The following is a 10,911-nucleotide window of genomic DNA, read 5'->3' as shown; positions in this document are numbered from 1 at the left end:
ACTCCTCGAATAATCGGCGTGTACCTGTCGAGAGGTCACGCGGTTGGCTACCCTGAAGTCTATGGGTTCTCACGATGAAGGTTCGCAGTCACCGTCCTACCCCGAATACTGGGAAGCAGACGTCATTATGCGCGACGGTGCGACCGCGCATCTGCGCCCCATCAGTCCGGATGACCGGGACTTGCTCACCGAGTTCCACGGAAAACAGTCCGAGGACAGCATCTACTTGCGCTTCTTCTCCTACAAGCCGGCACTGTCGGAGAAAGAACTGGCCCGGTTCACCACCGTGGACCATGTGGACCGCGTCTGCTTCATTCTGTTGCTCGACGGCAAGATGATCGGAGTGGGTCGCTACGACCGCACCTCGGACCGCGTGGCGGAAGTCGCCTTCATGATTTCCGACCATCACCAGGGGCGTGGCATCGGCTCCATCCTGCTGGAGCATCTGGCCGCCGCGGCCCGAGAGAACGGCATCGACCGGTTCACCGCTGAAGTCCTGCCGGAGAACCGCAAGATGCTCCACGTGTTCGTGGAAGCGGGTTACGACGTATCCCGCCAGTTCGAGGACGGCGTGGTGGTGGTTGATTTCGACATCGACCCCACCGAGAAGTCACTGGCCGTCATGGAGTCCCGCGAACACCGCGCCGAGGCCCGTTCGATCCAGGACCTACTCACTCCCGAGGTCGTGGCGGTGGTCGGAGCGTCGTCGGATCCTGACCACGCGGGATACCACGCGGTCGAAGGCATCCTGAACGGCAGCTACACCGGCACGCTCTACGGGGTGGGGAACACACCGTACGAGCGCGAAGGGCTCACGTTCGTGGCGAGCGTGCAGGAAATTACCGACAAGATCGATGTCGCGATCATCGCGGTCCCCCGGGACGCCGTGGAATCCACCATTGCCGAGTGCGGACGAGCCGGTGCCAAGGCCGTGGTTATCATGACCGGCGGTTACGCGGAGGCCGGTGCGGATGGCGCCGCGCAGCAGCGCCGCTTGGTACGTATTGCCCGCGCTTCAGGGATGCGCGTGGTCGGACCGGCCAGCCTGGGGTTCATCAACACCTCGGAAGAGGTCAGCCTCAATGCCTCGGTCCTGCCGCGCATGCCCAAACACGGGGGACTGGGCCTGTTCTCCCAGTCCGGGGCGATTGGCACCATGGTCTACGGTGCCGCACGCCGTCACAGGGTGGGGCTGTCCAGCTACTTGTCCGCCGGTAACCGCGCGGACGTCTCCGGTAACGACATGATGCAGTACTGGGAGGACGACCTCTCGACCACGGTGTGCGGTCTGTACCTGCAGTCCGTGGGTAATCCGCGCAAGTTCTCCCGTATCGCTCGGCGACTCTCGCGGTCCAAGCCGGTCATCGTGGCCAAGTCCGAGGTCACCGGTCTGCGGCTGCCCCCGGGACACACGGGGCGCACTACCCAGGCTCCTCCCGGAGCGTTGGACGCGATGTTCCGGCAAGCCGGCGTGATCCGTGCCGCGACGGCCGAGCAGTTGTTGGACATCGCGTCCGTGGCCGAAAGCCAGCCGGTTCCCGAGAACAATCGGGTGGCCGTGGTGTCCAATGCGTTGGCGCTGTCCCAACTTGCTGAGGACTCGGCGATCCGGCTGGGGATGGAACCGGTCGTCTCTGACGGCAACGTGGACACCAGCCAGGGCCCCCAGCACGCTCACGACGCGATCATCCAGGCCGTTCGGGACAATGCCGCCCGCGAGGGCGTCGCCAGCCTGGTGGTCGTTCTCATGCCCGTTCCGGGGCTCGATCACCGTGCGCTGGTCGACCAGATCGCCCGCGAGGCACGCACGGCGGAGTGCACCGCAATCGGCGTGTTCACGGGCCAATTCGGCAGTGACGCCAAGACGGCCACGGTGCACACCACCGACGACGGCGCGTCCCTCCCGTGCTTCGATTCGCCGGGTGCCGCGCTTCTCGCGCTGTCCAGTGTGGTCACCTACTCGACCTGGCGCGATCAGGACCACGGGCACGTGGAGATCCCCGAAGACTTCAACCACGATGCCATTGAAAAGTTCCTCGAGAGGCTCAAGCCCCAGATTCCAGGGGACGGTCTCTACGAACTGAGCACGAACGAGACGACCGAGCTGCTGGGGCACGCGGGGATCACGGTCCTGGAATCCGTACGATTCGAGGATCCGGACGAAGGGGTCCAAGCGGCCGGGCGGCTGGGCTACCCGGTGGCCCTGAAAACCACGGATCCGCACCTGCGCCACCGCTTGGACCTGGGCGGCGTGGCCCTCAACATTGAGGACGAATCGCAGTTGCGAGCGGCCATCACCACCATGAAGCGCGCGCTGGCGAGCTTCGGTACCTCCGATTTCGAGGTTCAGTCGATGGCCGCGACCGGACAGACCGTGATTGTGCGCGCGATCGAGGATCCCCTGATCGGACCCGTGCTCTCATTCGGTATGGCCGGTGACGCCGTGAATCTGCTCGACGACTGGGCCCACCGCGTGCCACCGCTGACCGATCAGGATATTTCCCGGATGGTGCGTGCCCCCAAGGCGTCCAAAAAACTCTTCGGACACCAGGGTGTCCCCGCCGTGGACACGAACGGCGTGGAAGACCTGGTCAACCGGGTGGCGCTGCTCAAGGACCAGTTCCCGGAAACGGCATCCATCGATCTCAATCCCGTCCTGCTGTCCGGCTCCGTGGTCACGGTGCTGTCCGCAACCGTCACGCTGGGTGACCCGGGCCAGCGCACCGACAGCGCTCGCCGGGCCATGCGGGGCTAGGTCACCTATCGCGTGTCGGACACGATAGCCGGGCGTTTCGAGCTACTCGAACCCATTGCCAAGGGTGGCAGCGGGGCAGTGTGGCGCGCCATGGACCACAAACTGGAGCGGGAATGCGCGGCCAAGGTGCTACGCCAACGCGATTCGGCCGATCTGCTGCGCTTCGTGCGAGAGCAATCCGTCAAGTTGGATCACCCGCACGTGGTCGCACCTTACGGCTGGGCCGCCGAGGACGAGTACGTGGCCATTGCGATGCCCCTGGTCAGCGGGGGGACCCTCGAGGCAGCGTTGGGGGACAACGGTGCCGTGGCGGACTTCGTGGCGGAGGAGATCGTCTACCAACTGCTTCAGGCCCTGCAGTTCGTTCACGCACGAGGCTGGATCCACCGGGATGTGAAGCCGGGCAACGTGCTCATGGAACCCACCGGTTCCGGGCGGCCATGGGCTCGACTCGCGGATTTCGGTATTGCCGTTCGCGCGGAGGACGCTCGGTTGACCCATACGGGAACCGTGGTCGGGACACCGGGATACCTGCCGCACGAGGCCTACGGACCCATGGAGCCGTCGATCTCCTCGGATCTGTACGCGGCCGGTGTCACGGCGGTGCGGCTCGTGGACCCGCACGTGGATCTCAGCAACCCGTTGGAACCGACAGCGGTGGAGGGACTTTTCCCGGATTCTCCGCAGTTGCGTAGTCACGTGGCGGGTCTGCTGAGCACGGAACCGAAACAGCGCATTGCCGCGGCGAAGATCGCCCTGCACGACTTGGGCGAAGGAGCAGCGAGCCGATCCGACCGCGAATCCCTCACGGCCGAGGGAGAACCCTTCGAGATCTTCGACGTTCTCTCACCCACCACGGAGCGTGAGCTGTCCGTGGTTCCCGATGCAGCGGTGTTGCCCCTCTCGGAGGACGCTCCCACGGCACGCATCGAATGGCACGCCGTGCGCCGCAGGGGAGAGGAACACCCACAGGCGGCAGCCGTGCCACCGATCTCCGACGACCCGTTGAACCCGTTCGGCAGACTGGCAGCCACCGGGGAAACCACCGAAGCTCTGCCACGCCAGGAGACCCCGCGCACTGCCGCTGTGCCGCACGTGGCGAGCGAGGAACCCACGCCCACACCGCGGTCCATTCCGGCCAGGCGAAACACACGGCCCCAACGATCTCGGATGCCCTGGGTGCTCTTGGCTCTGGTGCTGGCCGGTATCGCCTTGACCGCCGGATACTTTGTGGCCGGCCCGGCACTCAGCTCGTGGCTGGAGGATACGACCGGTGGCGAACCCGACGTGAGCCAAACGCCCGAGGTGACCCCAACGCCGTCGCCACCGCCAGAACCCGGCCAGGACGTGACACCGGTGTGCACCGAGCAAGAAGACGGATCGCTGTCGTGCGTGGTCACCCCCTGACCGTGATAATTGCGCACAGAAGCGGCAAGTGAAGGACAATGGACGCATGACGTATTCAGCTCCCGATGGTTCGCTCCTGATTCAGGACATCGGCACGGCCGGGTTCTATCCCCAATTGGTGGAAGACGTGGTCAAGGATTCCCTGGACGGCCGACAGCCCGTCTCCCACCTGGTGCAATTGGAGACCCACTTCAACAACACCGAACTCCACCGACACATCACCGTGTTGGTGCTCGCCGAGGACGTACTGCACATCACCCACGTGGACGATCAGCAGTTCGACGACAGCGGGCGTGACGTGGTCGCCCGGGTGTCCACGGAAACGGTCGGGATTTCCCAGATCCGTTCCGTGACCCTGAGTTACGCCTACCACCAGCCGCAGAACTACCACCCGGACACGCCCATCATGGAACTGACCCTGGCCGTGAGCTGGACCGGAACCCAGCAGCTCGAGCTGTACCCCGCGATGTGCGAGGACCCCGAGTGCCAGGCCGACCACGGTTACACGGGAACCGCCGCCAGCGAGGACGTCGTCATGCGCATCAGTTCCGAGGCGGACGGCAAGGACGCAGTGGAGGGCGCCCGCGAATTCGCGCGCACGCTGCGCCGCGCCAACCTGGCACCCGTGACGGACTCGGGCGCGCAGATCGCCCAGTCGCCGCATCAGCGGCCCCTGACCGACCGCAGGCCTTCCGAGGCGCCCGTGCAGCGCCCTCGTTTCGGACACCGCTTCACGGGGCGAGATTCCGGGCGCAAATCCCAATGACACTGCCGTCTGATTTTCCTGCGCCCCCGCGCTACGGCCGGCGCAGCGTGGCAGACGTGATGTCCTCTGCCGCCGCAGCCCTGGGCGTCCCAGACCTCACGAACTCCCTGGGTTTGCCCAAGGCCCAGCGCTACGTGGTGGTACTCGTGGACGGTCTGGGATCCAGATTGCTCAGCGAATACGCGAGTTACGCGCCTACGCTCCGGAAGGCGCAGTCCTTGGGGGAGCTCGACGCCGCGTTCCCCACCACCACGTCCGTATCGCTGTCGAGTCTGGGCACCGGGCTGACCCCCGGGCAACACGGCATGCTCGGCTACGACGTGCTGGATCCGGCCCAGGACCGGGTGGTCAATATGTTGGGGCAGTGGAGCCCGCAGATCGACCCGGAATCATGGCAGCCGCATCGCACGGTGTTCAATCGGGCGGAGGACACGGTGGACACCGTGACCATCAGCAAGCCTCGGTTCGAGAACTCCGAACTGACCCGCGCGTCGCTGCGCGGCGGTCGCTTCAAGGGCGCCGACGGCGTGTTCGCACGCACCGCCGCCGCCCTCGAGGAACTCCGGGAGGGAAAGCGCGCCCTGATGTACTTCTATTGGGACGAGCTGGACAAGATCGGGCACTCCAAGGGGTGGCGATCCGATACGTGGCTGCAGGCCCTCGAAGAGCTGGATTCCGCAATCAAGCGGCTCGTCCAGAAGCTACCGGCCAACACCCGCGTGATCCTCACCGCCGATCACGGCATGGTGGACGTGGCTCCCGAACACCGTTATGACGCCAGCGCCGTGCCCGGACTGCTCGACGGCGTGCGACACACCGCGGGTGAACCGCGGGCCGTGCAACTTCACATGGAAGCGGATACCGATCCTGAGAAGGTCGTCACTCGCTGGCAGGACCACTTCGGCGACGACGTATGGGTGGCCACGCGGGACGAGCTGGCCTCGGGCGGTTACTTCGGCAGTGACCCGAATCAGGCCGTCCTGGAACGCGCCGGTGATGTATGGGTACTCAGCAAGGAACCGGTCGCCATTTATGACGTTTCACGGCAGGGCGCCAAGCCCCTGAACATGGTGGGTCAGCACGGCTCCCTCACGGATGCCGAACGCCTGATTCCGGCGCTGCTCTGGTAACCACCCGGTGTCTGATCACCGGCCAGGGGGAACGGGACGATTCGACGAGCGCCCAGGTTCGCATCGCGGTGGCGTCGTCCCGAGACCGATAACTGAACACGAAGAGGCCCGATTCGCTGGAGTGCGAATCGGGCCTCTGTGCACTAATTGCTGGGCTTGGGTGTCGATGCCGGCTTGTCGTTGGCCGGCGGCTTCGCCTTCGTCGGCTTGGGAGCGGGCGGCGCTTTGGTTACCGGAGCCTTGGTCGACGGCGGCTTGGGAGCCTGTGTCGGCGTCGACTTCGGCGGCTTGGGCGCCGTCGTCGGTTGCTTCGTCGGGGCCGGGGTCGGCTTCTTGGTCGGCTCGGGCTTCTTGGTCGGCTCCGGTGCCTGGGTCACCGGTGGTGCCGGAGGCGGCGGAACCGGTGCGGGCGGGGGCGGAGGAACCACCGGGGGCGCTACAGGAGGAGGTGGCGGCGGCACGTACTCCTGGACCGGCGGGGCGGTTTCCACCGGGGTGGGGGACGGCGTGCGGCTCGGAGTGGCGCTGCGCGTGGGCGTGGGGGACGGCGATTCGGATTCCGTGGCGAAGTCTGCGGGTTCCTCATCATCCTGGGAATTCGACAGTCCGGTGAAAGCCAGTGCGCCCACCCCCACGAGGACCAGGAGCGCGGCCAATCCGAGCACGAGGGGTGCCATGAATCGGCGGAAACCCCCGTCACCTTCGGGTTCGGTGGAACCACCGGTTGCTTCCGCAGCCGGTTCATCGGCACCGAACAAGTCATCCTGTATGGAATTACCCATGCAACGCGTCCCTCGAATCCATGAATTGCCAGAGCAAAGATGGACCGCTCTCTCCCCTGAGCCCAATCTGCCTTGATGACTCTAGCGTGTCGACGGGAAATCTGCAGTCCCTCGCGTGGTGCTCCCGGACACTAGTTCGAGTTGGAACCGAAGACGATCTCGTCCCAACTCGGCACCGACGAGCGTTTCGCCTTGCCAGTACGGCCGCGCGGACCGGGAGCCCGTTGCGGTTGCTCCTGTGGTTCCTCGTGGCGTTGCGCCGGCTCGATTTCGGGCTCCGTCTCCGGAGTTTCCTGAAGCGTGGCGGACGTCGATTCCGGTGACTCCGACTCTTCGCCCCGGTCGTCTTGAGCGACGGGCTCCTCCGATTCGAGGGTGGCCATCGACTCCTCGGAATCCGTAGCCACGGTGAGCTGAGGGCCTCGACCGGCGGTGACGGCCTCGGGCAGCGACGGCGACGCCGCCTGGTCCGGTTCCTCGCTCGAGGTCTCGTGCTCGTGGGGAGCGTTCGTGGAATCATCCACGATCTCGATGTCTGCGTCCTCTTCCAAGGCTCGGTCCTCGGCGACGCGGGCGGCAGCGGGCTGGATGGGCTGATCGAACAGCGGAGAATCATCTGGCGCGCCGATGGGTCGGGGACGGTTGTCCACGTGCCCCATGCCGCGGCCGAGGATCTCGGCCAGGCGGTCGTCTTCTTCACTGTCCGAACCCAGACGCCGTCCGCGGCGTGACTGCAGCACGTCCAGCAACTCGTCCGCCTGGCTGGCCTCTCGCTGGAGTTGCTCCACCTGGGCGTTGGGGGCCGGAGCATGGCTCACTGCGGGGGCGGGAACGCCCAGCGGCCCTGACTCGTGCGGTTCCTGACCCAGCGCGGTGGCCCAGTCATTGGCCGGTCGAACCGTCTGATTCGCGGGGTTGTAGGTCCACTCCGCGGGACCATTGGTGTCATGGGGTGCCTGGTCGCGATCGGACACGGTGAAAGACAGTTGCAGTGTCCAGAGTTGGTCCTCGCGCTGCCACGCATCCCAGTCCAACGAATCCACCGCAACACCGGTGTTCCGGGCACGATGGCGCACGGTCTGCTCGAGAGTGCGGGGTTCGCCCTCGAACACGGAACGGTAGCCGTCGTGGGAAGGGCTCGTGCCGGTGACTTTAACCTTGAGGGCTTCCCGCACCATGTGACCGCGCTCGGCGAGGATCGGCCATTCGTAACGCTTGACGCGCTCCGGCTCCCATCCGGACTCGGCCACGATGTCTTCCACGCTGGCACCGGCACGGAAACGAGCCTGGATATCGCGGGGGCCGAACTGGCCCGTCACACGGCCACGCGCCGGTGTCTTCTTCCGCGCGTGCTGCACCGCTTGTCGTAACTGCTGATCGATTTTCAGCGAGTAACGCTGTGAATCGGTGGTTTCCACGATGAGGTGCTCCCCGTCATCGTGTATGCCCACCAGGTGCAACTGGTCCATGCTGTCCTTCCTTTACCGGCGGGAAGTAATGCTGTCAGAGAAATTCCTGCCGCTCATGTCGTGCCAGTCTAGTGCTTTCATGAAGGGCCCCGAACCGGTTTCTGCCCGGGCCACCGCATTTTTCGAGGGACGGGGCGGGGTATACCGGGAGCAGTCGTTCGGGGGCGGATCCGCGTGCTGTAAGACACACATTTCGCCGTAGGAGATTCGGGCTGGATTTTTCGCGGTTGATGGTGAACAATCTACGCGACACGGACCCGGCATTTTTCCCAGAAAGCCGGGGTCTCGACACCCACAGCGATCTCGCGAAGACCGGTTGGAGCGGATTCACACATGGCCACAGATTACGACGCGCCGCGCAAGCAGGACGAAGACCTCAAAGAAGACTCGATCGAGGAGTTGCAGTCTCGTCGATCGGATCAGCAGTCCGGCAGCGTCGACGAAGATGAAGCTGCAGCGGCCGAAAGCTTCGAGCTCCCCGGCGCAGACCTGTCCAACGAAGAACTGTCCGTAGTGGTTCTTCCCGCTCAGGAAGACGAATTCACGTGCGGTTCGTGCTTCCTGGTACGTCACCGTTCGCAGCTTGCCGAAGAACGCGACGGCGTGAAGTTCTGCTTCGAATGCATGGGCTGACACGCGGTCTCTGAATCAGCCGTTGAATAAATAGTCCGGGCGGTCACCATATGGTGACCGCCCGGACTTTTTCAGCTCCGCATACCGTGTCGTCTCACGCCGAATCCGTGGGGCGACCGGCGTTGATGGCTCGCGCTAATTCTTCGGGGTGACGGGTTGCGGTGAGCCAGTACGGTGTGGGGTCCACGGGGTCCACGATCTCGATCCGGCACATGTCAGGAATGGACACGCGGAAGTTCATGAATGCGCGGCCATCCAGTTCCGGCCCGCGAGCCACTCGCACGGCATCTCCGCGCAGCGGCTCTGCCTCGCCGACGAAACGGCGTTCGATGTAGGCGCGGCCCACGCGAACGTCCTGATCCGTGACCACGATCCTGGGCGAGCCGAGATGGAGGATCAACGTGATCAAGACCATGATCACGACGGCCGCAATGATGCCCACGGCCATGTTGATGGGGGCCAGGGCTATGAAAGACGCCGCTCCGACGAACAGGACCACGAGCCACATCCACCACGCGACGGTGAGTCGCTCCTGATATTCGACCACGGGCTCGGTCGAAGGATGGTCGGGGGTTACCGGCTCTGAGGCCGTGGTGGCGCGCGGATCGTGAGAGGTCATGGCTCCACTTTCCCACAGCTTGCTAGGAGTCTTCCACGTGCAGACGGCGCCCCATGGTGCACCGCGTTAGAGTGGTGGATTGTGACTGATGTAGCCGGTAACCACACCGTGACCGTGGCCCTCAAGATGTTGGATCCTGAGCTGGCACCCCCGTCCTACGCGACCCTTGGAGACGCTGGGGCCGATTTGCGAGCCCGACAAGAAACCGTGCTGGAGCCGGGTCAGCGCGCACTGGTGGACACCGGTGTGGCCCTTGCGATTCCCCACGGGTACGTGGGCTTGGTGCACCCCAGATCGGGATTGGCGGCCAAGCACGGATTGACGGTGGTCAACGCTCCCGGGACGGTGGACAGTGGTTACCGGGGCGAAATCAAGGTGTGCCTGCTCAACACCGACCGCACGGAAACCTACACGGTGAGCCGAGGGGAGCGAATTGCCCAGCTCGTGATCCAGCGCGTGGAGACGGCACACTTCGAGGCAGTGACAGAGCTGCCCGAGAGCGAACGAGGGGCGGGGGGCTTCGGCTCCTCGGGAACCCACTAGACCCCGGCCACCCATTCACCACGACCCGCAGACAGTAAACGGAGCACACATGTTTGGACGTAAGAAGCGCGGCAAGGACGCCCAGGCGGACAGCGGCGCCGTCGCCGAGACCGAGCCGCAGGACGCACCCGAGGAGGCGGAAGCGGCGTCGTCGCCGGACCCCCGCGCGCTGGGACCGTGGGACGAGTCCGAGATGAAGGGCGAGCGTGAGGACTATGTGGACCTCGGCTGCATCCTGATCAAGCCCGTGTCCGGGGTGGCCGTGCGCATGGACCTGGATGAGCAAACGCAACGACCGCGCGCGCTGAACGTCGACTACAAGGACGGCTCGGTCCAGCTGCAGGCATTCTCGGCTCCCAAGAGCAGTGGTCTGTGGGACGACGTTCGCCGCGAGCTCACAGAGGGGCTGCGCCGTGATGGCGGGCAGGCGACGGTGGCCGAAGGGCCGCTGGGCCTGCAGGTCAACGCGAAGTTCAACGCGACCACCGCCTCGGGCGGTCCCGGCTACCGATTGGCGCGGTTCGTCGGCATCGACGGGCCCCGTTGGTTCCTGCGCGCGGTCTACACGGGTGGCGGCGCCATGCCGTCCACGACCGCGGAGGTCCTCGACGACGTCGTGCGGTCGTTGGTGATCGTGCGCGGACAGGATCCGATGCCCCCGCGTGACCTCTTGCAGTTCAAGGTTCCGGAGAATGCCACGCCCCAGAATCCGGGGACCGCATCGCCCGAACAACCCGTCGAGGACCCGCAACCGCCGGTGAGTGCACCGCGCCGCGGTCCTGAAATCACCGAAATCGGCTGATTGTC

General features: G+C 65.2%; 10 protein-coding genes. 7 read left to right on the top strand and 3 right to left on the bottom strand.

The features are described from left to right. Positions 1 to 61 precede the first annotated feature (61 nt). Genes CKW39_RS14905 through CKW39_RS14890 form a run of 4 tightly spaced genes read left to right on the top strand, consistent with a single transcriptional unit; the run spans position 62 to position 6,058 of the window. Positions 62 to 2,755 carry a GNAT family N-acetyltransferase gene (locus CKW39_RS14905; RefSeq protein ID WP_095798905.1) on the top strand — a complete coding sequence of 898 codons (2,694 nt, stop codon included), beginning with the start codon at positions 62 to 64 and terminating at the stop codon, positions 2,753 to 2,755. Positions 2,756 to 2,767: 12 nt separating this feature from the next. Then, on the top strand, positions 2,768 to 4,162 hold the full coding sequence (locus tag CKW39_RS14900) for a serine/threonine-protein kinase (protein WP_095798904.1): 1,395 nt from the start codon (positions 2,768 to 2,770) through the stop codon (positions 4,160 to 4,162). Between the two features lie 46 nt (positions 4,163 to 4,208). Then, the gene (locus CKW39_RS14895; protein ID WP_095798903.1) at positions 4,209 to 4,928 is read left to right on the top strand and encodes a DUF5998 family protein; all 720 of its coding nucleotides are present in this window, start codon (positions 4,209 to 4,211) and stop codon (positions 4,926 to 4,928) included. A 59-nt stretch (positions 4,929 to 4,987) separates the two neighbouring features. Continuing rightward, a complete protein-coding gene (locus tag CKW39_RS14890) occupies positions 4,988 to 6,058 on the top strand; it encodes an alkaline phosphatase family protein (protein WP_254049464.1) in 1,071 nt (356 codons plus the stop codon). A gap of 143 nt (positions 6,059 to 6,201) precedes the next feature. On the opposite strand, the gene CKW39_RS15490 is transcribed toward CKW39_RS14890, so the two are convergent. Beyond that, positions 6,202 to 6,840: a hypothetical protein gene (locus CKW39_RS15490; protein ID WP_158222969.1), complete on the bottom strand. Its 639-nt coding sequence runs from the start codon at positions 6,838 to 6,840 to the stop codon at positions 6,202 to 6,204. Between the two features lie 131 nt (positions 6,841 to 6,971). After that, positions 6,972 to 8,309, bottom strand: coding sequence for a septation protein SepH (gene sepH / locus CKW39_RS14880; RefSeq protein WP_095798900.1), 1,338 nt, complete (start codon positions 8,307 to 8,309; stop codon positions 6,972 to 6,974). A 333-nt stretch (positions 8,310 to 8,642) separates the two neighbouring features. On the opposite strand from sepH, the gene CKW39_RS14870 reads away from it, so the two are divergent. Then, on the top strand, positions 8,643 to 8,942 hold the full coding sequence (locus CKW39_RS14870; protein WP_095798898.1) for a DUF4193 domain-containing protein: 300 nt from the start codon (positions 8,643 to 8,645) through the stop codon (positions 8,940 to 8,942). A 94-nt stretch (positions 8,943 to 9,036) separates the two neighbouring features. Here the strand turns inward: CKW39_RS14870 and CKW39_RS14865 are convergent, their stop codons facing one another. Further along, on the bottom strand, positions 9,037 to 9,561 hold the full coding sequence (locus CKW39_RS14865; protein ID WP_095798897.1) for a DUF3093 domain-containing protein: 525 nt from the start codon (positions 9,559 to 9,561) through the stop codon (positions 9,037 to 9,039). Between the two features lie 81 nt (positions 9,562 to 9,642). Here CKW39_RS14865 and dut point away from each other — a divergent pair, with 81 nt between their 5' ends. Then, positions 9,643 to 10,104, top strand: a complete 462-nt coding sequence (gene dut / locus CKW39_RS14860) for a dUTP diphosphatase (RefSeq protein WP_095798896.1) — start codon at positions 9,643 to 9,645, stop codon at positions 10,102 to 10,104. A 49-nt stretch (positions 10,105 to 10,153) separates the two neighbouring features. After that, on the top strand, positions 10,154 to 10,906 hold the full coding sequence (locus CKW39_RS14855; protein WP_095798895.1) for a DUF3710 domain-containing protein: 753 nt from the start codon (positions 10,154 to 10,156) through the stop codon (positions 10,904 to 10,906). The last annotated feature ends 5 nt before the right edge of the window (positions 10,907 to 10,911 follow it).

Origin of the sequence: Kocuria sp. WRN011 (assembly GCF_002295155.1) — a bacterium.
Lineage (GTDB): Bacteria > Actinomycetota > Actinomycetes > Actinomycetales > Micrococcaceae > Kocuria > Kocuria carniphila.
This window is presented reverse-complemented; position numbering and strand designations above follow the sequence as displayed.

Excerpts from the sequence above, each read along its gene's own strand:
- CKW39_RS15490 (WP_158222969.1), bottom strand. The coding sequence starts at position 6,840 with ATGGGTAATTCCATACAGGATGACTTGTTCGGTGCCGATGAACCGGCT.
- CKW39_RS14855 (WP_095798895.1), top strand. The coding sequence starts at position 10,154 with ATGTTTGGACGTAAGAAGCGCGGCAAGGACGCCCAGGCGGACAGCGGC.
- CKW39_RS14865 (WP_095798897.1), bottom strand. The coding sequence starts at position 9,561 with ATGACCTCTCACGATCCGCGCGCCACCACGGCCTCAGAGCCGGTAACC.
- CKW39_RS14890 (WP_254049464.1), top strand. The coding sequence starts at position 4,988 with ATGTCCTCTGCCGCCGCAGCCCTGGGCGTCCCAGACCTCACGAACTCC.
- sepH (WP_095798900.1), bottom strand. The coding sequence starts at position 8,309 with ATGGACCAGTTGCACCTGGTGGGCATACACGATGACGGGGAGCACCTC.
- CKW39_RS14895 (WP_095798903.1), top strand. The coding sequence starts at position 4,209 with ATGACGTATTCAGCTCCCGATGGTTCGCTCCTGATTCAGGACATCGGC.
- CKW39_RS14905 (WP_095798905.1), top strand. The coding sequence starts at position 62 with ATGGGTTCTCACGATGAAGGTTCGCAGTCACCGTCCTACCCCGAATAC.
- CKW39_RS14870 (WP_095798898.1), top strand. The coding sequence starts at position 8,643 with ATGGCCACAGATTACGACGCGCCGCGCAAGCAGGACGAAGACCTCAAA.